Origin of the sequence: Streptomyces chryseus (assembly GCF_014650755.1) — a bacterium.
GTDB classification, from domain to species: domain Bacteria; phylum Actinomycetota; class Actinomycetes; order Streptomycetales; family Streptomycetaceae; genus Streptomyces; species Streptomyces chryseus.
Genome location: NZ_BMVO01000026.1, coordinates 57,793 through 82,211, shown reverse-complemented (window position 1 = coordinate 82,211; position 24,419 = coordinate 57,793). Strand labels below are relative to the sequence as shown.

Here is a 24,419-nt window from a genome sequence, read left to right as displayed (position 1 = left end):
GGTGTACCGGCCGGGGTTCTCGGGGGGTGCGGGCGGGTGATCCTTGGAGTGCGGGCGGATGATCTCGGGGGCGTACGGGCGGGCTCCTCAGGGCGTGCGGGCGGTCGGCCCTCCGGTCGCCCCCGCTGCGCGGGCGGTCGGCCCTGGTGCGGCAGCCGGTCAGCGGCCGATGCGGGCCACCGGGGCGTCCACCGAGTTGCGGTCGATGGTCAGGCGCTTGCCGCCGTGCTTCTCGCTGACGTTGCCCGCGTACTGGTGGATGCGGCGGTGCGGTGCCCAGGCGTCGCGGGGCAGGACGCGTTCGCCGTACAGCGCCGGCTTGCCGTTCCAGCGGGCGAACCACATCACCGACGGCAGGTCCGTGACCCCCGCCTTGCGGGAGCGCTCCATGTGCCGCACGCCGGACTCCGCGCTGCTGTAGAACCCGGGCAGGTAGGCGTGCTTGCGCACCTCGCGGTTCCAGCCGCGGACGAAGTCGAGCGTGGTGCGCGCGCAGCGGCGGTCGCCCTCGTCGTACGCCTCCATGTCGAGGTAGAGCGCGCTGCCCGCGAGCATGCCGTGGGCCTTCGCCGCGTTGACCGCGTCCCGTCCCTCCTTCCGGCCCTGGCGCCAGGGCGCACGGCCGATACGGACGTGACGCTTGTTCTTGGCGTGCACGCACGGGGACTGCGAGCCGACGAAGGCGGGCAGGACCCGCCAGCCCATGCGGTCCGCGTCCGCCACCCACTGCTTGCTGAGGTGGCGCTGGTGGGGGCAGGCCCGGCCGCGACCGCCGAAGTACACGGCGACACCGCGGTACGGCGAGGAACGCCAGGCGCGCAGCGTGGAGACCGGCGGGGCCTGGCAGGTGTCGAACGCCCGGCCGCGGAACGTCACGGTCCGCGCGGCCGGCGCCTCGGTCGTGGCGGGCCGCGCCCCGGCCGCCTCCCTCGCCTCCGTCCGCTGGGGAAGGGCCAGCACGCCGATCACGGCGGCCAGCGCGAGTCCATGTCCGATGAGCCTCTTTAGGTACGGGTACATGAGGGAGAGTGAACGGCTCCCCCGGCGCACCGCGGCGCTTCACACTCCGCAGTCAGCCATCCGCGCCGAGGATCAACCCGGACGTGGGAACGCCGGTGCCCGCCGTCACCAGCGACCGGGCGGCGCCGGGTACCTGGTTCACCGACGTGCCGCGCAGCTGTCTGACCGCCTCCGCGATGCCGTTCATGCCGTGCAGGTACGCCTCGCCGAGCTGCCCGCCGTGCGTGTTCAGCGCCAGCACGTCCTCGGCGACGAACGCGGCGCCCTCCCCGGGCCCGCAGAAGCCGAACTCCTCCAGCTGTATCAGCACGAACGGGGTGAAGTGGTCGTAGAGGATCCCCACGTCGATGTCGGCGGGCCGCAGGCCGGAGGTCCGCCACAACTGGCGGGCCACCACGTTCGTCTCGGGCAGCCCGGTCAGGCCGTCGCGGTAGTAGCTGGTCATCTGCTCCTGGCCGCGCCCCGCGCCCTGCGCCGCGGCGACGATCAGCGCGGGCGGGTGCGGCAGGTCCCCGGCCCGCTCGGCGGAGGTCACGACGAGCGCCTGCCCGCCGTCGGTCTCCTGGCAGCAGTCGAGCAGCCGCAGCGGTTCGACGATCCAGCGCGAGGCGGCGTGGTCGGCGAGGGTGATGGGCTTCCCGTAGAAGTACGCGGCCGGATTGCGGGCGGCGTGACGGCGGCCGGTGACGGCGACGTGGCCGAGGACGTCGGGCGTGAGGCCGTACGCGTGGAGGTAGCGCTGTGCGGCCATGGCGACCCAGGAGGCGGGCGTGAGCAGCCCGGACGGCAGGTTCCAGCCGAGGGCCGCTCCCTCGGCGGACGGCTCGCGGTGCTGCACGCCCGCCCCGAAACGGCGCCCCGACCGCTCGTTGAACGCCCGGTAGCAGACCACCACTTCGGCCACCCCGCTCGCGACGGCGAGGGCGGCCTGCTGGACGGTGGCGCAGGCCGCGCCGCCGCCGTAGTGGACGCGGGAGAAGAACGACAGCTCGCCGATGCCGGCCGCCTGGGCGACGGTGATCTCGGGGCTGGTGTCCATGGTGAAGGTGACCATCCCGTCGACGTCGGCGGGTGTGAGACCGGCGTCCGCGAGCGCGGCCCGTACCGCCTCCACGGCCAGTTTCAGCTCGCTGCGCCCCGAGTCCTTGGAGAACTCGGTCGCCCCGATGCCGACGATCGCGGCCTTCCCGCCGAGCGTGTCGGCGCTGCGTACGCTCACGAGTCCTGCTCCTGGACGCTGACGGTCACCGTGCCGGTGACGTGGTGGCCGAGTCCGTTGGCGCCGACGATCCGCACCTCGGCGGTGCCGTCCGGGCCCAGGGCGGTGACGGTGCCGGTGAGCACCATCGTGTCGCCGGGGTAGTTGGGCGCTCCGAGGCGGATCCTGACGGCGCGCAGGCGGGCGGCGGGGCCGAAGTGGTCGGTGACGTACCGGCCGACGAGGCCGTTGGTCGTCAGGATGTTCATGAAGATGTCGGGCGCCCCCTTCGCCCGCGCGGCCTCGGTGTCGTGGTGCACGTCCTGGTAGTCGCGGGAGGCCACGGCGCCCGCGACGATCAAGGTGCGGGTGACCGGGATCTCCAGCGCCGGCAGCTCGTCCCCGGCCTTCATCGCGCCTCGCCCTCCTTCCGCTGTTCCGAGCACAGCAAGACGCCGAGCTCCTCCAGTACTTCGCCGCCACTGCCGAGGTGGGAGTCGAGCTGCCGCCCCCAGAGGAAGTGCCGGTGGACGGGGTGCTCCAGGTCGGCCCCGGCGCCGCCGTGCAGATGCTGCCCGGCGTGCACGACCCGCTGCCCGGCCTCCGACGCCCACCAGGCGGCGGTCAGGGCGTGGGTGGCGAAGGGCAGCCGCTCGTCGTGACGCCAGGCGGCCTCGTACGCGGTGACCCGGATCGCCTCGGTGTCCATGTACGCGTCGGCGGCCCGCAGCAGCACGCCTTGGTTGGCCGACAACGGCCGCCCGAACTGCTCCCGCTGCGCGGTGTGGGCCACCGCACGGGCCAGCGAACCGGCGCACACCCCGGCCTGAAGCCCGGCGAAGGCGACCCGGCTGACCGCGAGCACGAACGCGTACGCCCCGACGGGCGCTTCCGGCCCGTCCGGCGCGTCCGGACCGCCCTGTACGTCCGCCCCAGCCGTCCCGCCGAGCCTCTCCCCCCGTGCTCCGTCCAGCGTCAGCCGCCCCGCCGCCCACGGCGCGGTGGTGTCGACCTCCTCCACCGTCACCCCGGCCGCGCCCCCGCCGTCCCCCGTCGCCACCAGCCACAGCGCCCGCTCCGGCGACGCGTCCGCGACCAGCACGTGCGTGGCGCCGCGCAGCCAGGGCACCACCGCCGCGACGCCGCTCAACGCCCCGGACGCGTCCGCCCGTACCGCCCCGGTGGACGGGAAGGCCCCCGTCACCACCACCGCGCCCGACCCGATCGCCGGCAGCAGCCGGGCCCGCTGCTCCGGCGTGCCCAGCGCGGCGACCGCCAGCATCCCGTACACACACGTCGCGGCGAACGGCACCTGCGCCGTCGTACGCCCCTGCTCCTCCAGCAGCAGCACCAGCCCGAGCAGGCCGGTCTCCTCGACCGAGGCGACGAGCCCCGCCGCGCACAGCGCCTTCCACAGCCCGGCGTCCGTGCCCGTCCCGGCGGCGGTCAGCCGGTCGTGCGTCGACAGGTCCGCGAAGATCCGCGCGGCCAGGTCCCGGGCCGCCCGCTGCTCCACCGTGGGCTCGAAATCCATCAGCCCCGCCCCCCTCGTCCGCCGTCGGCCGGCCGGAACACCGGAAGCTCCCACTCCCCGTCCACCCGCACGAACTCCGCCCGCACCGGCATCCCGATCCGCACCTCCCCGTACGGCACCCCGACCACGTTGCCGACCATCCGCACCCCCTCGGCGAGCTCGATCAGCGCCACGGCGTACGGCGGGTCGAAGGCGGGGAACACCGGGCGGTGCATGACGACGTACGAGAACACCGTGCCCGCCCCGCTCACCTCGACCGGGTCCCACTCCTGCGCCCCGCAGCGCCCGCACCCCGGCAGCCAGGGGAACCGCAGGGTCCCGCACCCCGCGCACCGCTGGATCAGCAGCTTGTGCTCGGCCACCCCGTCCCAGAAGCCCGCGTTGTCCCGGTTGACGACGGGCCGGGGCCGCTTCGCCCGGTCGTCGCCGCCGCGCCGCGCGGCCGGCGCGTACTTGAGGATGCGGAACCGATGCGTCCCGGCCGGCTCCCCCTGCGCGCGGACGTCCGTCCGGGTCGTGACGAAGTACCCCGTGCCGAGCGTGGTGGTCTTGCGCGCGGAGACGGACTCGATCACGGCGTCGAAGGTGATCCGGTCCCCGGGCCGCAGGTCTCGCTCGTACTCCTGCTCGCAGTCCGTCGCGACCACCGAGGTGTACCCGGCGCCGTCCAGCAGTGCGAGCAGTTCGTCGTACGCCTGCGACCTGCCCGTATGCCCCGACAGGCCGCCCATCGTCCATGCCTGGAGCATGGTCGGCGGGGCGATCGCCCCCGGGCCGCGGTACGCCGCCCCGGTGTCCCCCATCGCCTCGCACCAGTGCCTGATCATCGGCTCGTTGACCGGGTCCTTGCCGACACCCGCCACCGCGGCGGGCCGCCCCTCGAACCCCTTCAGCACCGCGTACAGGTCCGCCGGGTCCGCCCCCGTCACCCGGTCCGCGCTCATCGCCGCCCCCTCGGCATGCCGAGCCGCATCGTCGCCACGATCTCGCGCTGCACCTCGCTCACCCCGCCCCCGAACGTGTTGATCTGCGCCGCCCTGTTCATGCGCTCCAGCTCCCCGTCCCCCCAGACCCCCACGGAACCGGACCGCACCATTGCCGCCGGGCCCGCGATTTCCTGGCACATGCGATACACCGCGACGGCCGATTCGGTTCCCATGAACTTCACGCCGCTCGCGTCACCCGGCGCCGGCGCCCCCGCCCCGACGTCCCCGACCAGCCGCCAGTTCAGCAGCCGCACCGCCGCCAGCCTGGCGTGCGCCTCGGCCAGCCGGGCCCGTACCCACGGCCGGTCGGCGGGCCGCTCGCCGGTCTCCGGGCCGGGGGTCGTGGCGTAGGCGAGCACCTGGTCGTAGCAGTCCTCGGCCTGCATGCCGATCGCGGCGAGCGCCACCCGTTCGTGGTTCAGCTGGTTGGTGATCAGCCCCCAGCCGCCGTGTTCGGGGCCGACGAGGTTCCCCGCGGGCACGCGTACGCCGTCGTAGTACGTCGCGGTGGTGGTGAGGCCCCCGACCGTCTCGATCGGCGTCCAGGAGAAGCCCGGCGCGTCCGTCGGCACCAGCACGATCGAGATGCCCTTGTGCTTGGGGGCGTCCGGGTCCGTACGGCAGGCGAGCCAGATCCAGTCGGCGTTCTGCGCGTTGCTGGTGAAGATCTTCTGACCGTCGACGACCCACTCCTCGCCCTCGCGCACCGCGCGGGTGCGCAGCGAGGCGAGGTCCGTACCCGCCGACGGCTCGGTGTAACCGATCGCGAAGACGCTCTCGCCGCGCAGGATCCGGGGGAGGAAGTAGTCCTTCTGCGCGGGCGTCCCGCATTTCATCAGCGTCGGCCCGACCGTGTTGAGCGTGACCATGGAGACGGGGGCGCCGGCCCGGTACGCCTCGTCGAAGAACACGAACTGCTCGTCGGCGCCACGTCCCTGGCCGCCGTACGCGACGGGCCAGCCGAGCCCGAGCATCCCGTCGCCGCCGATCCGCCGCAGGAGCGCGCGCTGCGCCGCGGCGTCGTGCGGGTCCGTACCGCGCACCACTTCCCGGAAGTACGAACGCAGTTCGGCGCGCAACCTCCGCTGGCGCGCGGTGGGGGCAAGGTGCACGGCGGCGTCCTCCGGGGCAGGCGGTGTCACACGGCGAAGGTTTCTGACTGTCCGTCAGTTCTGCCCGTACTGTCAAGACGCGCGCCAGGGGCGACGGCGCCCCGGAAACGGGAACGGCCTGCGTGGCGGCGACACACGTCGCCGCCACACAGGCAGTCATTCACCCCGCAACACAGACCCCGGTCCCGCCACGGCTCACCAGAGCTGCGCGAAGTTGACGGCGACGGTCTCGTTGTCCTGGTCGATCGCGGTGAAGCCCGAGCCGTTGACGCTCGCCGTGTTGTTCTGGTTCGACGCACCGGAACCCGTCGCCACCTGCTGCGTGGTGGTCGAGTTGCCCCCGTTGTGGCCACCGACGCCGCTGCCGCTGATCGTGGCAACGGCCGCGTTCGACCCGTTGTTCGCGAAGGAACCGTTGTTCGCGACGGCGACGCCCGACAGAAGGGCGGCCGCGAGAGGCAGGGCGGCGACGGCTGCGACGACACGGGCGGTACGGATGCTTGCCATGTGGATTCCTCCAGTAGCGGTAAGTACGGCTGATCCCCGGGCAGTTGGCCGACTGCCTCAGCGTTGTTCACGACGTCGCGAGATCAGAATTGCCCACCGAATCCCCGGCGAACCAGCCCGGAGGCCCCGATTCCCCCTCAAGCGTGAGGACATGTCGATAAACACCCTTCACGCCCCCAAGGCCCCAGGCCGCTCTCCCGCACCACGACTCCCCGGACACCCCAAGGCGAGAGAGGGGCCCACGCACGCAGGGCAGGCCCGCGCCCCCTTCCCTTCATCGAACGTGCGTACGAAAATGAATCCATGGCCACCATCGACCGGCGCTCCGCCACTCTGGCCCTCGCCCACGCACTGTCCGCCGCCGAGCACGGGCTCCCCGTCATCCCCCTGTCCCGCACCAAGCTCCCCGCCCTGCGCTCCCCCCACCGGGACGCGCCCGATCCGCTGCTGTGCCGGGGCGAGTGCGGGCGCCCGGGGCACGGGGTGCACGACGCCACGACCGACCCCGCCACCGTCCGCGCCCTCTTCGCCGCCGCCCCGTGGGCCACCGGCTACGGCATCGCGTGCGGCCGTCCCCCGCACCACCTCATCGGCGTGGACCTGGACACCAAGGCGGACACGGACTCCACGGCGGCCCTCAGGCACCTGGCCCTGCGTCACCTCTTCACCATCCCGGAGACGGTCGTCGTGCTCACCCCCAGCGGCGGCCGCCACCTCTGGCTGACCGGCCCGCCCGGCGTCGCCGTCCCGAACTCCGCGAGCCGCCTCGCCCCCGGCATCGACATCCGGGGCGCCGGCGGCTACCTCGTCGGCCCCGGCTCACTCACCGCCCACGGCATCTACCGCACCGCGCCCGGCACCGGCCACCTCGCCCCGGCCCCCTGCCCCGGCGCACTACTGCGCCTCCTGGCACCCCCCGCCCCCCTGCCCGACCGCGCCGGTCACCCCGCGCAGGGGCACGCGAGCGGCCACGGCCTGGTCCAGTTCGTACGGGCGGCGCACGAGGGCCAGCGCAACACCCGCCTCTTCTGGGCCGCCTGCCGCGCGTACGAGAACGGCATCGGCGACTCCCTGGCCGACGCACTGACCACGGCGGCGGTCGCGGCCGGCCTGCCCGAACGAGAAGCCCGCGCCACCATCGCCTCCGCCGCCCGCCTCTCGAACCTCGGCAGCGGCAACTGACCGCGGACGGCCAAGGGTGGGCGGAGAACCATATCGCCGCGCCCGTCTGCGGCGCATCCCTGAGATCACCTGGGTGGCGGCACTTCTCCAAGCACGACCGGGATGACCTTATAAACAGGTAGGCGCTATTCCCTCATCTGAGGTAATAGCACCCGGCGCATCGGGGTCCATATCCGATGATGAACAATGCGACTTTACATATCTTCATCGCGCTTCGCGCCGTCGAATGAGTAATCATTCCCACCCTACCCTTACTTATTGCTGGCACGCGCATTTTCCTGCGTAATATGCAGCGACGTACACGGCTTCCCGGGCGATCGGTAGGGCCCGGTACGCCACGCCCCGGCCCCCCAAAGGAAATGGCCTCTCGATGAAGCTGCAGTTCCCTCAAGCGGCTCGGCGCCGCGCATTGTCCGGCTGGCTGGCCTCGGCTCTCGCCGCAACGGTCGCCGCCGTCATGGTCGCCGTAACCCCGACAACGGCACTGGCCATCGCCACCGCCGTACCTCTCGGCACAGCGGCCAGTTACTCCGTACTGGCAGGCTCGGGTGTCACCAACACCGGCCCCACGGTGATCGACCACGACCTTGGGACACACCCGACTCCGTCCATCAGCGGGTTTCCGCCCGGTGAGGTGCGCGGTGCCGTGCACGCTGCGGACGCTCAGGCCCTGCAGGCCAAGAGTGATCTGATCGTCGCCTACAACAACGCCGCCGGCCAGGCCCAGGACTTCGCGCTCGGTTCGGCGATCGGAGCGGGCCAGGAGCTGCTCCCGGGCGTTCACACACGCGAGTCCGGAGGTGTGCTGCTCAGCGGCGACCTGACCCTGAACGCCGGGGGAAACCCCAACGCCGTGTGGGTGTTCCAGATTCCCTCGACGCTGACGACGGCATCCGCCAGCCGGGTATTCCTGACGAACGGCGCTTCGCCGTGCAACGTGTTCTGGCAGATCGGGAGTTCGGCGACACTCGGCACCAACTCCACCTTCGTGGGCACCATCATGGCTCTGACCTCCATCAGCGTGACCACGGGGGCGAACATCGAGGGCCGGGCGCTGGCCCGTAACGGCGCCGTGACGCTCGACAACAACCGCATCTTCCTCGGTGGGTGCTCGACCACCACCGGTGGAACGACGTCCGGCACGACCACCGGCACCACGACCGGCACGACCGCCGGCACGACTGCCGGCGCGACCACCGGTGGAACCACCGGTGGCCTGATCAGTGGAGGAGTTCTGGGCGGACCCGTCCTCGACGGCCCCATCGTCGGCATCGTGGGCGGAAGTACATCGGGGAGCATCTCCGGCAACACCTCCGGGAACACGCAGGGCAACACCTCCGGGATCACGCAGGGCAACACCTCCGGGAACACTGCCGGAAACACTGCCGGGAACACCACCGGCGGGAACACGCAGGGCAACATCGCCGGAAACACCACCGGCGGGCCCGGCGGCAAGCCCGGCAAGCCCGGCAAGCCGGACCACCACGACAAGCCCGACTGGCCTGGCCATCACGACGGGCCGGGCGGACCGGATCACGGTGACAAGCCGGGCGGACCGGATCACGGTGACAAGCCGGGCGAACCGGGTCACGGTGACAAGCCGGGCCACGGCCACGACGGAGCGCCCGACAAGCCCGGCCACGGCGACGAGGACGACGTCTACAGCTACGGCTACGGCGACAAGCCCGCGAGCCACCAGGGCTAGGCAGCACACTGCCGTAAACCCGCTCACCGAATGACGGTGCACGGCGGAATCCTCGAATCCGCCGTGCACCGTCGGTGACAGCCAGAAAAACACCAGGCGCGAGTAGCCGAAATGGAAAAGACAGGGTGGGCGGTGCCGAACACAATGAGATCAGCTGGTGCGAAGAAAGACCAGCAATCTGATACTGGCCCGGCCCCACAGGAATCTCATGGCGGGCTGGTCACCTCCGACAGGCTGAATCTGGGTGCCCGTGCACTGAAAGCGGGGCTGCGCACCACTGTGGCCCTGTGTCTGGTCACGACTCTCGCCCATGTCGTTCTGGTGTTCCTTCACGTGGCACCCGCCAACACCGTCTCGAAGAGATACACCCCGGCGATCAACGCATGGGTGTATCCCTACTTCGAGCAGAACTGGCGCCTTTTCGCCCCGGACCCCGACTCCGTCAACCGGCAGATCCTGGTGAGAACCGCCCACACCGGAACCGACGGATCGGTCGAGGTGAGCTCCTGGTTCGACCTGACTGCCGTGGACAATTCCGCGGTCGAGCACAACCCCTTCCCGAGCCACACGACGCAGAACCTGATGCGCCGCGCCTGGACCTCCTACACCGAGACACACGGAGGAGATGACAAGGCACGCACGGAACGCGCCGTAATGATCCAGAAGTATCTGACCAACATCGCCACGGACCGCGTCGCCGCCCACACCAGCGGCCCATTCGACTTCATTCAGCTGCGTGTCGTCACACAGACCATCCCCGCACCCGGCGCAGTAACTAGCGGCAGCCCGCGGACGCCCGCCGAGACCCGGCTTCTGCCCTGGTGGAAGGTGACCACCCATGGGAACTGAGCAGACCCCCACAACCGTCCCGACCGTGTCCGCCGGCGCTGTGCAGTGGACCGTCGAGCGGATCCGCACTCTCTGGAACCTCGTGACCGACCGTCCGGTGTCGCTGTACGCCGCGTCGGTGCTGCGCATCGGCTACGGACTGCTCTACCTGATCTTCCTGTTGCGCGAGTTCCCGCACCGCCACGAGATCTGGGGCCCCAGCTCCCCGTGGACATCCGCGCTGGCACAACAGCTGTTCGACCAGACGGGGTGGAACAGCTTCCTGACCCTGTCCGACAGCCGCGCCTATTTCGAACTCTGCTACGCGATGGCCCTCGTCACGTCCGCTCTGTTCATGCTGGGCTGGCGCACTCGCGTCATGTCCGTCCTCTTCGCCGTCGTGGTGGTGTCGTTCCACGCGCGAGCGATCTTCATGACGGACGGGGGCGACAACCTGATCCTGCTGATGGCGGTCTACCTCGTCCTCACCGCGTGCGGCCGGCGCTGGTCCCTGGACGCGCGCAGAGGCCGGGTCGGAGCGGCTCGTGCGGGCGGCATGCCCGCGCCGATGCGAAGCCTCTCCTCACAACAACTCCGGGACGCCCGCATCACCCTGACCACCGTGGTGCACAACTGCGGCATCTTCGTCATCGCGGCCCAAGTCTGCTTCCTCTACGGATCGACCGGCCTGTACAAGGTCCAGGGCGCCACCTGGGGCAACGGCACCGCGCTCCACTACGCTCTGAACCTCGAACTCTTCCAGCCCTGGCCCGCACTCTCCCACCTCGTGGACCAGTACCCGATCGCGATCACGGCCGCCTGCTACCTGACGGTGCTCTTGCAGGTCGCCTTCCCGTTCGTGCTCTTCGGCAGGCTCAAGTACCCCGTCCTCGCCCTGCTGCTGTGCATGCACATCGGTATCGCCGTGCTCATGGGGCTGCCTCTCTTCTCCGGCGCCATGATCGTCGCGGACGCCGTGTTCCTGCCGGATCGCTTCTACCGGTTCCTGGGGCGGCTGTGGCGGCGCACCACCCAACGCATCGGTGCCGGGAGCGCGGACGCCTCGCGCGGGCCGGAATCCGCGCACGTACCGGCGCAGCCGGGCCCAGTGCTGACGACGACGCCGAGTTCCGCCACGCAGTGACCGGACAGCCCGACGGCCCCCGACCGATGAACCTGGTCGGGGGCCGTTCGCATGCGGTGGGTGTGGGATTTGAACCCACGGTGACATCGCTGCCACGACGGTTTTCAAGACCGTTCCCTTAGGCCGCTCGGGCAACCCACCCTCGCGCCACCGGCGCGCGGTGGTGCGGGGAACAGCCTAGCCGGTCAGCTGTCGTCGCCCTCGCGCTGGCCCAGGGTGACTTCGGCCGTCGACGTCTTGCCTTCGCGCTCGTACGTGAGGGTCACCTTGTCGCCCGGCGTGTGGGTCCAGATCTCGCTGATCAGGGTCGGGCCGCTGTCGATCACGCGGTCGTCGAGCTTCGTGATGACGTCGCCCGCCTTCAGGCCGGCCCGGCCCGCCGGGCTGTCCGACGGGACCGCCTCCGTGCCGCCCGTGCCGCGGTCGGCGATGACGGCGCCGCCGTCGCTCTTCGGGTCCATGGAGACCGTCGCGCCGATGACCGGGTACACCGGCTTGCCGGTCTTGATGAGCTGCTTGGCGACCGTCTTGGCCTGGTTCACCGGGATCGCGAAACCGAGGCCGATGGAGCCCGCCTGGGACTGGCCGAAGCCGCCCGTACCGGCGGACTGGATCGCGGAGTTGATGCCGATGACGGCGCCGCTCGCGTCGAGCAGCGGGCCGCCCGAGTTGCCCGGGTTGATCGAGGCGTCTGTCTGCAGGGCGCTCATGTACGAGGCCTTGCTGTTCTGGCCGTCGCCCGAGGCCACCGGACGGTTCTTGGCGCTGATGATGCCGGTGGTGACCGTGTTCGACAGGCCGAAGGGAGCGCCGATGGCGATCGTCGAGTCGCCGACGGTGACCTTCTCGGAGTCGCCCAGGGGCAGCGGGGCGAGGCCCGCGGGGGCGCTCTTCAGCTTCAGTACGGCCACGTCGTACCCCTCCGCCCGGCCGACCACCTCGGCGTCGTACTTCTTGCCGTTGGAGAAGGTGACGGACAGGTCGCCGCCGTCCGCGGCGGACGCCACCACGTGGTTGTTGGTGACGATGTGGCCCTGCTCGTCGTAGACGAAGCCCGTTCCCGTGCCGCCCTCGCCGTCGCCGCCCTGCGCCTCGATGGTGACGACGCTCGGCAGCGCCTTGGCCGCGACGGCCGCGACGGTTCCCGCGTCGCGCTTGAAGTCCTTCGTCGTGCCGGACGCGGACACCGTGGTGGAGTCGACGGAGTTGTCGTTGCGCTCGGCGGCCCAGTACCCGATGCCGCCGCCGACACCGCCCGCGACCAGTGCGGCCGCCAGCACCGCGGCGACCAGGCCGCCGGAGCGCTTCCGGCGCGGGCCGGGCGGTACGGGCGCGCCCCACGCGGGGCCGCCGCTGCCGCCGTGACCGCCGCCGCCGTACGGGTGCGACGGGGGAGGCGGCGGCCAGCCGGCCCCGGAATCCTGCGGCGCGGCGTGCGGCTGCGCGACCGGCATGTAGCCGGGCTGCGCCTCGTCCGTGCGGCCCTGCGCGCCGCCCTGCGTCGTGGGGGTGTGCGCGGGCTGGGCGGGGGCGTAGGGGGCCGGCTCCGGTCCCGGGTCCGCCGGGTGCGTACCCGTGGCGTTCGTTCCCGTGGGGTCGGAGGCGGGCCCGGGAGCGGCCACCGGCACGGGAGGTGCTGAAGGGGCGGCCGGGACCGCAGTGCCCTCGTTCTCGGTGCTCACAGCTCTCTTCTCCTCGGTCCCACGTCGTTCTCGGTCAACGTCACCACTGTGCAAGTGTCCGGTGTCAGCTTTTCCCACCGCACGTCAGACGACCGTAAGCGGTTCCTGTGCATCCAGGGAACATCCTTTACTTCGGGCAAAACGGTCGCATCCCCTGCGCGGCCGACCAGTCGTTCCCGGGACGCGCTTTTCCCCCTACCCGTCAGCGGTGACACCATGACGCGGTGACCCAAGCACGGCAGCACACCATCCAGGTCGTCGCTCACCGCGGCGCCTCCGAGGACGCCCCCGAGCACACCCTGGCGGCGTACATGAAGGCGATCGAGGACGGAGCCGACGCCCTCGAGTGCGATGTACGGCTCACCGCGGACGGGCACCTCGTCTGCGTGCACGACCGGCGGGTCAACCGCACCTCCAACGGCCGCGGCGCCGTCTCCGCCCTCGAACTGGCCGACCTCGCCGCCCTCGACTTCGGCTCCTGGCGCGACAGCGCGGAGTCCCCGGACTGGGACCCCGCCCGGGGGCAGACCCCCGGCGAGTTCACCTCCGTACTGACACTGGAGCGGCTCCTCGAACTGGTCTCGGACGCCGGGCGCCGCGTGGAACTGGCCATCGAGACCAAGCACCCGACCCGCTGGGCCGGCCAGGTGGAAGAGCGGCTGCTGCACCTGCTGAAGCGCTTCGGACTGGACGCCCCCGCGGCCGACGAGCCCTCGCCCGTACGCGTCATGAGCTTCTCGGCGCGCTCGCTGCACCGGGTGGCGGCCGCCGCGCCCACCCTGCCGACCGTCTACCTGATGCAGTTCGTCTCGCCGCGCCTGCGCGACGGACGGCTCCCGGCCGGTTCGCACATCGCCGGCCCCGGCATCCGGATCGTCCGCAACCACCCCGGGTACATCGCGCGGCTGCACCGCGCGGGCCACCGGGTGCACGTGTGGACGGTGAACGAGCCGGAGGACGTCGACCTGTGCGTACGCCTGGGGGTGGAGGCCATCATCACGAACCGGCCGAAGCAGGTCCTGGCCCAGCTCGGGCGGCTGTGAACGGCGTCACGGGGAGTGCACCGGCGCGTTCGCTGCGTGTTCGACCGTCCCGAGTGCGTCACTGACCCGCGCTTGGCCGGTTTCCGGTCCAGGCCATTGGGGCATTCACTCCCTGGCGTGGGGCGAAGGAGGTCTCGGGGGTGGCGTTGGTGGTGGCACATGAAGTGCCCACGTCGTCGAGCATGGCCGTACCCCATGGCCCTGCGGGCGTGGGTGAGGCAAGACGCCGTATGCGTGACGAACTGCGCGTCAACGGGGTGTCCGATGCGGTCATCGACGATGCCGTGCTGATCCTTTCCGAATTGCTCAGCAACTCCTGCCGTCACGGCAGGCCGCTGGGCCAGGCGGAGGTCGGCGACGGTGACGTCCGCGCCGCGTGGCGCGTCGACCCGACCGGCAGGCTGACCGTCGAAGTGACGGACGGAGGCGGTCCGACCCGACCGGTTCCGGCCACGCCCTCGGTCACCGCGCGCGGCGGCCGCGGGCTCAACATCATCACGGCCCTGGCACAGGACTGGGGCGTACGGGACAGCGCGGCCGGCGAGGTCACGGTGTGGGTCGAGGTGACCGACGGGCACCGGCGCGAGGACTTCGCTACGCGTGTCGCCGTCCCCGGGCTCGACTTCGCGGACCCGTTCGACGACCTCGGCGAACTCGGCTGACCCTCGCGTCCGGCCCTCACCGGCGCCCGCGCTGCCTCTGGGCGCCGGTCGTTGCCGCCGGTCGCCGATGGCTGCCGGTCGTCGCCGGTCGTCGCCGGCGCCCGTCCAGCGGCTAGGCTCGCGCCCGACACAGCACTGCCGTGAACGGGAGAAGCCAAGCCATGGCCAAGAAGCGCCCCCAGCCCGCAAGGGGAACCAAGCCGCAGGCCCAGGTGACCGACGGGGAGGTGCCGGTCGTCGGGGCCCGCGAGCCCTGCCCGTGCGGTTCCGGACGTCGCTACAAGGCGTGCCACGGCCGTGCGGCCGCGCACGCCGTCACCGAACTCGTCCAGCGCCCCTTCGAGGGGCTCGCCGGCGAGAGCGACTGGGTCGCCCTGCGCGAGCTGGTGCCCGCCGCGACGGCGCGGCTGACGCTGAAGGACGGGCTGCCCGACGGCGTCCCCTCCGTCACGCTGGCGACCGTCCTCCCGATGGCCTGGCCGGCCCTGCGCCGCGACGACGGCTCCGTCCTGCTCGGCCTGCAGAACGACACGCCCTCCGGTGACCTCAGCCGTGACCTCGCCGACACCCTGCGGCGCGCGCTCACCGCCGAGCCCGGCACCCCGGTCGCCGCGGAGCGCGCCCCGGCCGACGGTCCGCGCCTGCAGGACCTCCTGGCCGCGGACGCGTCCTTCGAGCCCGAGGTGCACTCCGGGTTCGAGTTCTGGGTCCCCGACGCGGAGAACGCCACCCCCGAGGTGAGCGCCTCCCTGGAGCGTGCCAACGCCGCCGCCATCCCGACCGTCAGGCTCTCCGGTGTCGACGCCGCGTACTGGTGCGAGACGCCCGAGAAGAACCACCTGCGCTGGGTCATGCCGCACGCCGAGGACCAGCTCCTCGACGCGCTGGCACGGCTGCACGCCGCCGGTACGTCGTCGCTCGGCGAGGGCACCCGCCTCGTCGGCTCCTTCCGGGCGCACGGCCTGATGGTTCCGGTCTGGGACCTGCCGAGCGAGACGAAGGCGCAGGACGTCGAGAAGCCGGCGGCCGAGTTCGCCGAGCGGCTCGCCGGGGCGCTCGCCTCCGACGCGCCGCTCACCCCGGAGGAGCGCCGCGCTCGGGGCGGCCTCACCAATCGCCAGGTGACGCTCAGCTGAAGCACGCGGTTTCTGTCGGCCGATCGGTGACACCCGTCACAACTTCCCTATCAGCAGGTAAATCCCTGTCTGAATAAGGGAGATCGAATTTGCCAACCGCAGATCTCTTGTTACCGTTCTAAGTGCCCGGTCGCTGGTGCATCCCCCGTCGCCAGCGACCGGGTCTTTCTGTATCCCGGCCCCGCCGGCCTCCACGCCGACCGGTCAACGGGGCGCAGGCGCCGCCGAGTTGCTGCCGGAGCGCAGGAGCAGCGGCCCGTCCGCCGCCGCCGCGAACTCCGAGACCGCCACGTATTCGCCGGCCTTTCCGCGCGAACGCTCACGCGGTGTTTCGCACACCCCGGGTTCGTCCTCCGCGCCCAACGCGCAATACATCTGAACGGTCCGGCCGGCGGGCCCCATGAGGGCGAGTACGACGGACCGCAGCTCCGCGCCCGTGGCGTTGCGGTAGTACGTGCGCGCCCAGGTACGGCCGCCCCTGGTCAGCACACAGGTCTGGGCCTCGACGCCCTCCGGGGAGCGGAGCTCAGGACCGCACCGCGCGGACGCGTCGGGCACCGGGGCCGCGGCCGCCTTCGCGTCGGCCGGTACGGGCGTGGGCGCGGGCTCGGGCGCCGGCGCGGATTCCACCTCGGGCTCCGCCGACGCGCCGGCCAGCGGCAGCAGGGCGGTGAACACCACGACGGCCGCGAGCCCGGTCATGCGGAGATTCAAGGCGGGTCCCACCTGTCGAGTGCCCGGACATTCTTGACGGTGGGCCGAAGATATCGACGGATGGCGTGTGCGCGGGCAGCCGCGCGCCCGATTGCCCGGAACACGGCCCCGCTCACACCCGTACGAGTGAGAGCCGGCGGGGCGTCGTCGAAATTCCGCCACCACCGGCCCTCGCGCGCCGGGCCTCGCCGTTCAGTACGCGAGCCTGCTGCCGCCGTCCGGCGCGCCGTTGCTCGCCGCGACCAGCGCGTCCACGACCGCCTCGACATCGGGCAGCCAGGGCGCGGCGGAACCGGCGGGCTCCTTGCCGCTCGAACGAAGCCGGGAGCTCGGGAACGGCGCCCGCTCCCACCTCACCTGACCGGCGCCCGTCCGGGACGGCGGCAGCACCAGGTAACCGCCCTCCCCGTGGAACCGCAGCGAACTGGGCACCCGGTCCTTGGCGTACAGCAGCTCGCCGAGCCGCTCCAGGGTGTAGGGCGCGACCAGGAGCGACCAGCGGGTCGGCGTCGCGACGACCGGCCCCAGGCGCGTCCCCATGCCGTCGAGCGCCGTCAGCGCGACCGCGCCGGCGACCGCGGGGAGGCTGATCGCGCACGGCGCCGTGCCGCCGGTGGCCAGCAGGACGGGCGCCGCCGGGCGGTTGGTCCACCACCAGCGGATCATGCGGGGGTCGGTGGTGGCCGCCAGGATGCCCGGGTCGAACGGGTGCGCGCCGGGAACCACGCATTCGGGATCGGGACAGGCGCAGGTCTGTCCGGGGCCGCCGCGGCCGCCCGCCGATGTCAGGCCCACACCGGGGAGGACCGGCCATCGCCAGGCCGTGGCGCAGGTCAGCGCCGCGCCGAGTCGGGCAGGCTCCTCACTTCGCCGGAACGGGAGCCTGCGTCGCCTTCCGGGGATCTCGCGCATGAGCGCTCGTTCCTTTCCGTTGAACGCCGAGGTCCATATCACACCATGTGTGCATATCTTCACTGAGCGTGCACGTCGCGTACTGGACTGCGTACTGGTGGTGCGTCGCCGCCATTTCAGCCTGCGGCACGGGCAGCCCGTCGGGACCGGGCGTGAAACGTAGCGGAGGGTGGCGCACACATGGCGCTGTACTGATCCGTCGGAGAGCGTGAAGTGGTGCTGTCCCGCTACTCGGGGATGGGGCGCGGCCCCGGCGATTAAGACGCCCAGGTCCGCCGCCAGGTTCCGGGGCGGTCCCAACTGCCCCTGGCCATCACCGATTACGTACCCGTCACGGTCGATATGACGCGCTGTCGAGTGGCCTCAGTCGACCGCAAATTGTGGCCGTGTGTGGCATTTTTAGGCCAAGTTGGCTATCCCACAGACACCAAGAGTCCCACGTTGACAATGCTGGACATCCCCTTACTTGTGCGTGTACATGTGGATGCATTGATAGCGGCGCAGAATGACATGGGGGTTTGCGATGCTATTGAGCAGAACGCACCAGCTGGAAAGCTTGCGATCATGAGCGCCCCGCACGTTCCGAAAGTGGCCGGAATCGATCCCCTGGTTCCGCCCCCGGCGCACACTGTCGCGCCCCACCCGTCGACTCCTGCCCCATCCGCCGCCGGCGCGGTCCTCCAGGACCGGCTGGCCGGCTGGGTCTCCGACCTCACCACCCTGCACGAACTCACCGAACGCCTGGTCCGCACCCGCTCGCTCGACACCGCCCTGGACGAACTGCTGCGCGCCGGCGCCGCCCTCGTGGGCGCCCGCCGCGGCCTCGTCGTCCTCGAACCCGCCGGCGGGCTCGGCCCGGCCACCACCGTCGGCCTCGGCCTCGCCCACGCCGAACTCGGTCACATCGAGACGGTGCCGCGCGGCTCCACGTCGTACGGACGGCTCCTCGACGGCATCCCCGGCAGCCCCCGCCCCAGCGAGATCGCCCACCCCGACCTCCTGGGCGAGCCGGAACTCGACCCCCGCCACCGCGAAGTCGCCGCCCGCCTCGGATACGCCGCCAGCTACGCCCTGCCGCTGGCCACCGAGGCGGCCGGCCGCCTCGGCGCCGCCGTCTGGCTGTACGACGAACCGGCCGAACCCGAAGGACGCCGACGGCACCTCGCGGGCCTCTACGCCCGTTACGCCGCCGAACACCTCGCCCGGCTGCTCGAACTCGAACAGGCCCGCGCCCAAGTGGCCACCGTCGCCGAGGGACTGCTGCCCAGCCGGCTCCCCCGCGTCGCCGGAGTGCGGCTCGCCGCCCGCCACCGCACCGGACCGCGCGGCGGCGGTGACTGGTACGACGCGCTGCCCCTGCCGGAGGGAGCCCTGGGACTGGCCGTCGGGTCGGTCTCCGGGTCGGGGCCGAGCGCCGTCGCCGCGATGGGCCGGCTGCGGGCCAGCCTGCGGGCGTACGCCGTGATGGAGGGCGAGGACCCCGTCGCCGTACTGTCCGACCTGGAGCTGCTGTTGCGGCTCACCGAACCGGCCCGGTCCGCCACCGCCCTCTTCGCCTACTGCGAACCGGCCCGCCGCAAGATCGTGCTGGCCGGCGCCGGGCACAGCCCCCCGCTGATCGTCGGCGAGCGGCGCACCGAGTACGTCGAGACCTCGCTCTCCGCGCCGCTCGGCATGCTGTCCTGCTGGGAGGCCCCGAGCGTGGAGCTCGTGCCCGCCCCAGGAGAAACGGTGCTCCTCTACACCGACGGGCTGCTCCAGCGCACCGGCGACCCCATGGACCGCGCCTTCGCGCGGCTGCACGCCGCCGCCGCGGGCGTGCCCCGGGCCGACCGGAACGACCCCGAGGCGATCACCGACCACGTCCTGCGCACGGTGCTGCCCGACGGCGCCGACACGGCGGACTCGGCCGACGACGTCGTCCTGCTCGCCGTCCGGTTCGACTGATTCCGCTTCGACTGGTTCCTCACAGTTGTCCACAGGGCCCCGGGCCGTCTTCCCTTCGCACATACGATGGAGGGCGGTCCAGTGTCGTATCGAGGAGACAGCCGTGTCCGAAGAGCTCATGCCGGAGACCCCGGAAGAGACCGAAGAGCCGATCAAGCAGCGGAAGAACGGCCTGTACCCGGGCGTCTCCGACGAGCTCGCCGAGAACATGAAGACCGGCTGGGCCGACACCGAACTGCACGACCTGAAGCCCGTCGCGCAGGCGGCGCACACCGCCGACCGCCGCGCCGCGCTCTCCGCCCGCTTTCCCGGCGAGCGCCTGGTGATCCCCGCGGGCAACCTCAAGACCCGCTCCAACGACACCGAGTACGCCTTCCGCGCCGCCACCGAGTACGCGTACCTCACCGGCGACCAGACCCAGGACGGCGTCCTCGTCCTGGAACCCCGCCCGGAAGCCGACGGCGGCCACGACGCCACCCTCTACCTGCTGCCCCGCTCCGACCGTGAGAACGGCGAGTTCTGGCTCGACGGCCAGGGCGAGCTGTGGGTCGGCCGCCGCCACTCCCTCACCGAGGCCGAGCAGCTCCTCGGCATCCCCGCCAAGGACGTCCGCGAGCTGGCCGCCGCGCTGACCGGGGCCACCGGCCCGGTCCGCTGCGTCCGCGGCCACGACGCCGGGATCGAGGCGGCCCTGACCGACAAGGTCACCGCCGAACGCGACGAGGAACTGCGCGTCTACCTCTCCGAGGCCCGCGCCGTGAAGGACGACTTCGAGATCAGCGAGCTCCAGAAGGCCGTCGACTCCACCGTCCGCGGCTTCGAGGACGTCGTCCGGATCCTCGACAAGGCCGAGGCCACCAGTGAGCGCTACATCGAGGGCACCTTCTTCCTGCGCGCCCGCGTCGAGGGCAACGACATCGGCTACGGCTCCATCTGCGCCGCCGGCCCGCACGCCACCACCCTGCACTGGGTGCGCAACGACGGCGACGTACGCTCCGGCGACCTGCTGCTCCTCGACGCCGGCGTGGAGACCCACACCCTCTACACCGCCGACGTCACCCGCACCCTGCCGATCAACGGCGCCTTCACCGACCTCCAGCGCAAGATCTACGACGCGGTGTACGAGGCCCAGGAAGCCGGCATCGCCGCCGTGAAGCCCGGTGCGAAGTACCGCGACTTCCACGACGCCTCGCAGCGCGTGCTCGCCGAGAAGCTCGTCGAGTGGGGCCTCGTCGAAGGCCCGGTCGAGAAGGTCCTGGAGCTCGGCCTCCAGCGCCGCTGGACGCTGCACGGCACCGGCCACATGCTCGGCATGGACGTCCACGACTGCGCCGCCGCCCGGCGCGAGGCGTACGCCGACGGAACACTGGAGCCGGGCATGTGCCTGACCGTCGAGCCCGGGCTGTACTTCCAGGCCGACGACCTGACCGTGCCCGAGGAGTACCGCGGCATCGGCGTGCGCATCGAGGACGACATCCTCGTCACCGAGGACGGCAACCGGAACCTGTCCGCCGCGCTGCCGCGCCGCTCCGACGAGGTCGAGACCTGGATGGCGCGGGTCAAGCAGGGCTGACGCACCACCACGGCCACCCCGCGGGGGCGTACCACTCAGGGACTTATTTCAGGACACCTTGAGCAGTGCGCCCTCGCGCCATTTCAGGATCTTGTCGAAACTGACCACGGCCCCCTGCCCCGGCCTGTTCCGGAAATGGACGTGATCCGCGAGCTGCTCGATGAGACACAGCCCCCTGCCGCTTTCCGCCGACGTGTGCGCGGGGCGAAGAGCGGCGCGGTGCCCCCACCGGGCAGGGGGAAAGCCCGGCCCGGAGTCGGCGACCTCGATACGGCATTTCTCGCCGTCCAGATAAGCGGTCACGCGGTATTCCGCCGAAGGCGTTCCCGAATCGTCCCCGCCGTGCTCGACCGCGTTCGCACATGCCTCGCTGAGCGCCACCGACAGGTCGTAGGAGATGTCCGGATCCACCCCCGCCGTCTCCATGGTGCCGAGCAGAAGGCGGCGGGCGAGCGGGACGCTCGCGGCTTCGCGCCGCAAGTGGAGAGACCACCAGATGCTCATGCTCCAGCCTCCTGGCTGCGGCTCGACATACGATTACGTATTGCCGCACGCAACCCTTCATAAGCGTGGAGTCAACGTGATTGCCCTCATTCGGCCGACGCGCACACTCCTTGTGCCGGTGTATACGCTCCGGGACCTGCCGTAGGAATGCCGTGGACGCAGTGCGATGATGTCCGGGCCATGTCTACGTCCGTCGCACGCGCCGGAGCCCGTTCGCGGCTGCTGAGGACCGCGGTGTTCACCGCGGTCTGTGTCGTGCTGTCCGCGACCGGACACGCCATGGCGTCCTGCGCCACCGTCCCCTGGTGGACGCTGGCCCTCGGCGGCGCCGCCGTCTTCGCGCTGGTCGCACCGCTCGCCGGACGCGCCCGCCCGATGCCCGCCATCGCCGCCGCGCTCGCCTGCGGGCAGCTCGCCCTGCACACCCTCTTCGGCCTCGGCCAGCACAGCCCGGCCCTGGAACGCGCCGCCACCGACACCTCGCTGCGCACCTTCGCGGCGAAACTCGTGTGCGGCGCGGGCGCCCTGCCGCTCAGCACCGCCGAAGCGCGCCGCGTCATCACCGAAGCGGGCATCGACCCCGCCTCCGTACACGCGGCGCAGCGGCACGTCGCGGACACCGCGCACGCGGCGCACCCGGGCGGCGCCGAGACGGCCGCCGCGCTGCTGCCCACCCTGCCCATGCTGCTCGGCCACCTGCTGGCCGCCGTCGCCACCGGATGGCTCCTGCGGCGCGGCGAAGTGGCGCTGTCCCGGCTGGTCCGGCTCTCCGCCCACGGCGTCGCGGAAGGCACGCTCGTACGAGCGCTGCGCGCCGCCCTGGCCCTCGTACGGTCCCTGAACGCCGGGCCGCTCCCGGGAACGCCCGCTCCCGAGCCGCGCACCCCGCGCACCCCCTTCGTCACACCGCTGCGGCCCACCGGGCAGGCCCTCCAGCACACGGTGATCCGGCGCGGCCCGCCCGCCGAGGCGCTCGTACTCGCCGCCTGACGCGGCGCACTCCCCGGCGTGAAACCCACGCCCGACCCACGGGAGCGGCGCCGCGAAACCGGTGCGCACCCGCGCACCGGCGCGTCATTCACCTCTGCTCCGTGGAGTGCTCCCCGCATGAACGTCACCCGTATGTCTGTCGTCTCCGTCGCCGGCGCCGCCGCTTCCGCCGTCCTCCTGTGCGCGGGAACGGCCCTCGCGCACGTCGGCGTGCAGCCCGTCGGGCCCGCCGAGAAGGGCGGCTTCGCCACCGTCAACGTCAAGGTGCCCAACGAGCGGGACAACGCCTCGACCGTCAAGCTCGAAGTCTCCTTCCCCACCGACCACCCGCTGTCCTCCGTGATGCCGCAGCCCGTCCCCGGCTGGAAGACCGCCGTCACCAAGACGAAGCTCGACAAGCCGCTCAAGGTCCACGGCAAGGAGATCGACGAAGCCGTCTCCAAGGTCACCTGGACCGGCGGCAAGATCGGCCCCGGCGAGTTCCAGCAGTTCCCGCTCTCCCTCGGACAGCTGCCCGAGGACGCCGACCAGCTCGTCCTCAAGGCCGTCCAGACGTACGACAACGACGAGGTCGTCCGGTGGATCGAGGAGCCGAAGGAGGGCGAGGAGGAGCCGCAGGCGCCCGCCCCCGTCCTCACGCTGTCCGAGCCCGCCGGTGACGACCACCACGGCGCGTCCGGCGGCGAGGCGAAGAGCGACGCCAAGGACGACGCCGAGAAGGCCGGCCACAAGGACGACGCCGGCCACAAGAGCGAGACGGCGGCGGCCGACAGCGACAGCTCCGGCGGCAGCGACAACACCGCCCGCGTCCTCGCCGTAGTCGGCATCCTCGTCGGCGCCGCCGGCGTGGCCTTCGGCGTACTCGCGGGCCGTCGCCGCACGTCCTGACGCCTCCCCCACCGAAACACCGGGACCCATCTCCATGCGCAAGAAGCACGCGCTGACTGTGGCGGCGCTCGCCGCCACAGCCGCGCTCACCCTGTCCTCCTGCGGCGGCGACAAGGCCGACAGCGGCACCACGACCGTCACGGACGTCTCCACCGCCCCGGCCGACAAGGCCGCGACCGTACTCGACCGGCCCTTCGAGAAGCCGGACCTCGTCCTCACCGACACCCAGGGCAAGAAGTACGACCTGCGTGAGCGGACCAAGGGCAAGCCGACGCTCATCTACTTCGGCTACACCAACTGCCCCGACGTCTGCCCGCTCACGATGAGCAACATCGCCATCGCGTACAAGAAGCTCCCGCAGGCCGACCGCGACAAGCTGCGGGTCGTCTTCGTCACCACCGACCCCGAGCGCGACACCCCCCAGGCGCTCGGCAAGTGGCTCAAGGGCGCCGGCGACCCCGCGTTCACCGGACTCACCGGCGACTTCCCGACCATCCAGGCCGGGGCCCGCCAGATGGGCATCGGCATCGACCCGCCCAAGAAGGAGAAGGACGGCACCGTCGTCTCCATGCACGGCGCCCAGGTCGTCGCGTTCTCCCCGAGGACCGACGCCGGATACGTCCTCTACAGCGAGGACACCACCGCGGACGACTACGCCAAGGACCTCCCCGCACTCATCAAGGGGGAGAACCCGTGAACCGCCGCCGCACCGCACTCGCGACGGCCACCGCGCTCGCCACGGCCCTCGCACTGGCGGGCTGCTCCTCCGGCGGCGACGCACCCGAACTGAGCGTCAGCGGGGCGTTCATGCCGGAACCCGTCATGGACGACATGGCCGCCGGCTTCCTCACCGTCAGGAACGACGGCGACACCCCGGACAAGCTCACCTCCGTCACCAGCGACATCGCGGGCGAAGTCCAGATCCACGAGGCCGAGGACCAGAAGATGCGGGAAGTCCCGTCCTTCGACGTCCCCGCGAACGGCGCACTCGACCTCGAACGCGGCGGGAACCACATGATGTTCCTCAAGCTGAAGAAGAAGCCCAGGCAGGGCGACACGGTGACCGTGGAGCTGCACTTCGAGAAGGCCGGCTCCGTCAAGGCCGAGCTTCCCGTGAAGGAGCCCACCCACAACCCCGACAAGCAGTGAGGG

General features: G+C 71.7%; 24 protein-coding genes and 1 tRNA gene. 13 read left to right on the top strand and 12 right to left on the bottom strand.

Features of this window, described 5'->3' with window-relative positions:
- Positions 1-159: 159 nt before the first annotated feature.
- The 7 genes from IE185_RS27995 to IE185_RS27965 form a co-directional block, all read right to left on the bottom strand.
- Positions 160-1,020 carry a DUF1906 domain-containing protein gene (locus IE185_RS27995; RefSeq protein ID WP_138898990.1) on the bottom strand — a complete coding sequence of 287 codons (861 nt, stop codon included), beginning with the start codon at positions 1,018-1,020 and terminating at the stop codon, positions 160-162.
- A 52-nt stretch (positions 1,021-1,072) separates the two neighbouring features.
- Positions 1,073-2,239, bottom strand: a complete 1,167-nt coding sequence (locus IE185_RS27990) for a lipid-transfer protein (protein WP_138898989.1) — start codon at positions 2,237-2,239, stop codon at positions 1,073-1,075.
- The gene (locus IE185_RS27985) at positions 2,236-2,631 is read right to left on the bottom strand and encodes a MaoC family dehydratase (RefSeq protein ID WP_138898988.1); all 396 of its coding nucleotides are present in this window, start codon (positions 2,629-2,631) and stop codon (positions 2,236-2,238) included. The genes IE185_RS27990 and IE185_RS27985 overlap by 4 nt, the downstream gene beginning before the upstream one ends.
- On the bottom strand, positions 2,628-3,752 hold the full coding sequence (locus tag IE185_RS27980) for an acyl-CoA dehydrogenase family protein (protein WP_189716250.1): 1,125 nt from the start codon (positions 3,750-3,752) through the stop codon (positions 2,628-2,630). Before IE185_RS27980 ends, IE185_RS27985 begins: the two co-directional genes overlap by 4 nt.
- Positions 3,752-4,696 (bottom strand): bifunctional MaoC family dehydratase N-terminal/OB-fold nucleic acid binding domain-containing protein, encoded by a 945-nt coding sequence (locus IE185_RS27975; protein ID WP_189716248.1) that lies wholly within the window; start codon positions 4,694-4,696, stop codon positions 3,752-3,754. Before IE185_RS27975 ends, IE185_RS27980 begins: the two co-directional genes overlap by 1 nt.
- The gene (locus IE185_RS27970; protein WP_189716260.1) at positions 4,693-5,850 is read right to left on the bottom strand and encodes an acyl-CoA dehydrogenase family protein; all 1,158 of its coding nucleotides are present in this window, start codon (positions 5,848-5,850) and stop codon (positions 4,693-4,695) included. The genes IE185_RS27975 and IE185_RS27970 overlap by 4 nt, the downstream gene beginning before the upstream one ends.
- A gap of 195 nt (positions 5,851-6,045) precedes the next feature.
- Positions 6,046-6,357: a hypothetical protein gene (locus tag IE185_RS27965; protein WP_138899462.1), complete on the bottom strand. Its 312-nt coding sequence runs from the start codon at positions 6,355-6,357 to the stop codon at positions 6,046-6,048.
- 303 nt (positions 6,358-6,660) lie between these two features.
- On the opposite strand from IE185_RS27965, the gene IE185_RS27960 reads away from it, so the two are divergent.
- From IE185_RS27960 to IE185_RS27945, 4 genes are all read left to right on the top strand, one after another.
- Positions 6,661-7,539, top strand: a complete 879-nt coding sequence (locus IE185_RS27960) for a bifunctional DNA primase/polymerase (protein ID WP_189716246.1) — start codon at positions 6,661-6,663, stop codon at positions 7,537-7,539.
- A 370-nt stretch (positions 7,540-7,909) separates the two neighbouring features.
- Complete coding sequence (locus IE185_RS27955) at positions 7,910-9,244, top strand: ice-binding family protein (protein ID WP_138898175.1); 1,335 nt, start codon at positions 7,910-7,912, stop codon at positions 9,242-9,244.
- Positions 9,245-9,355: 111 nt separating this feature from the next.
- Entirely contained in the window at positions 9,356-10,093 is a 738-nt protein-coding gene (locus tag IE185_RS27950; RefSeq protein ID WP_229843734.1) for a DUF5819 family protein, read from the top strand.
- The gene (locus tag IE185_RS27945; RefSeq protein WP_138898174.1) at positions 10,083-11,216 is read left to right on the top strand and encodes an HTTM domain-containing protein; all 1,134 of its coding nucleotides are present in this window, start codon (positions 10,083-10,085) and stop codon (positions 11,214-11,216) included. The genes IE185_RS27950 and IE185_RS27945 overlap by 11 nt, the downstream gene beginning before the upstream one ends.
- A 54-nt stretch (positions 11,217-11,270) precedes the next feature.
- On the opposite strand, the gene IE185_RS27940 is transcribed toward IE185_RS27945, so the two are convergent.
- Both IE185_RS27940 and IE185_RS27935 read right to left on the bottom strand, forming a co-directional pair.
- Positions 11,271-11,357 (bottom strand) — tRNA-Ser (locus IE185_RS27940).
- Between the two features lie 44 nt (positions 11,358-11,401).
- Entirely contained in the window at positions 11,402-12,898 is a 1,497-nt protein-coding gene (locus IE185_RS27935) for a S1C family serine protease (protein ID WP_189716244.1), read from the bottom strand.
- 224 nt (positions 12,899-13,122) lie between these two features.
- Between IE185_RS27935 and IE185_RS27930 the strand changes: the two genes are divergently transcribed.
- The 3 genes from IE185_RS27930 (at position 13,123) to IE185_RS27920 (ending at position 15,739) form a co-directional block, all read left to right on the top strand.
- Positions 13,123-13,941, top strand: coding sequence for a glycerophosphodiester phosphodiesterase (locus IE185_RS27930; RefSeq protein ID WP_138898154.1), 819 nt, complete (start codon positions 13,123-13,125; stop codon positions 13,939-13,941).
- Positions 13,942-14,036: 95 nt separating this feature from the next.
- The gene (locus IE185_RS27925) at positions 14,037-14,603 is read left to right on the top strand and encodes an ATP-binding protein (RefSeq protein ID WP_138898155.1); all 567 of its coding nucleotides are present in this window, start codon (positions 14,037-14,039) and stop codon (positions 14,601-14,603) included.
- 161 nt (positions 14,604-14,764) lie between these two features.
- Complete coding sequence (locus tag IE185_RS27920; protein ID WP_138898156.1) at positions 14,765-15,739, top strand: DUF5926 family protein; 975 nt, start codon at positions 14,765-14,767, stop codon at positions 15,737-15,739.
- A gap of 204 nt (positions 15,740-15,943) precedes the next feature.
- Here IE185_RS27920 and IE185_RS27915 read toward each other — a convergent pair whose 3' ends face one another.
- Together IE185_RS27915 and IE185_RS27910 are read right to left on the bottom strand one after the other, a co-directional pair.
- Positions 15,944-16,441 carry a hypothetical protein gene (locus IE185_RS27915; protein ID WP_229843733.1) on the bottom strand — a complete coding sequence of 166 codons (498 nt, stop codon included), beginning with the start codon at positions 16,439-16,441 and terminating at the stop codon, positions 15,944-15,946.
- Between the two features lie 204 nt (positions 16,442-16,645).
- A complete protein-coding gene (locus IE185_RS27910) occupies positions 16,646-17,365 on the bottom strand; it encodes a bifunctional DNA primase/polymerase (protein ID WP_138898158.1) in 720 nt (239 codons plus the stop codon).
- Positions 17,366-17,812: 447 nt separating this feature from the next.
- Between IE185_RS27910 and IE185_RS27905 the strand changes: the two genes are divergently transcribed.
- Together IE185_RS27905 and IE185_RS27900 are read left to right on the top strand one after the other, a co-directional pair.
- On the top strand, positions 17,813-19,312 hold the full coding sequence (locus tag IE185_RS27905; RefSeq protein ID WP_189716242.1) for a PP2C family protein-serine/threonine phosphatase: 1,500 nt from the start codon (positions 17,813-17,815) through the stop codon (positions 19,310-19,312).
- 118 nt (positions 19,313-19,430) lie between these two features.
- Positions 19,431-20,885 carry an aminopeptidase P family protein gene (locus IE185_RS27900; protein ID WP_138897327.1) on the top strand — a complete coding sequence of 485 codons (1,455 nt, stop codon included), beginning with the start codon at positions 19,431-19,433 and terminating at the stop codon, positions 20,883-20,885.
- Between the two features lie 48 nt (positions 20,886-20,933).
- Here IE185_RS27900 and IE185_RS27895 read toward each other — a convergent pair whose 3' ends face one another.
- Positions 20,934-21,389: an ATP-binding protein gene (locus IE185_RS27895; protein WP_138897321.1), complete on the bottom strand. Its 456-nt coding sequence runs from the start codon at positions 21,387-21,389 to the stop codon at positions 20,934-20,936.
- Between the two features lie 180 nt (positions 21,390-21,569).
- On the opposite strand from IE185_RS27895, the gene IE185_RS27890 reads away from it, so the two are divergent.
- From IE185_RS27890 to IE185_RS27875, 4 genes are all read left to right on the top strand, one after another.
- The gene (locus tag IE185_RS27890; RefSeq protein WP_138897322.1) at positions 21,570-22,379 is read left to right on the top strand and encodes a hypothetical protein; all 810 of its coding nucleotides are present in this window, start codon (positions 21,570-21,572) and stop codon (positions 22,377-22,379) included.
- A 117-nt stretch (positions 22,380-22,496) separates the two neighbouring features.
- On the top strand, positions 22,497-23,267 hold the full coding sequence (locus tag IE185_RS27885) for a YcnI family copper-binding membrane protein (RefSeq protein WP_138897323.1): 771 nt from the start codon (positions 22,497-22,499) through the stop codon (positions 23,265-23,267).
- 34 nt (positions 23,268-23,301) lie between these two features.
- Complete coding sequence (locus tag IE185_RS27880) at positions 23,302-23,964, top strand: SCO family protein (protein ID WP_138897324.1); 663 nt, start codon at positions 23,302-23,304, stop codon at positions 23,962-23,964.
- Positions 23,961-24,416: a copper chaperone PCu(A)C gene (locus IE185_RS27875; protein ID WP_138897325.1), complete on the top strand. Its 456-nt coding sequence runs from the start codon at positions 23,961-23,963 to the stop codon at positions 24,414-24,416. Before IE185_RS27880 ends, IE185_RS27875 begins: the two co-directional genes overlap by 4 nt.
- Positions 24,417-24,419 lie beyond the last annotated feature (3 nt).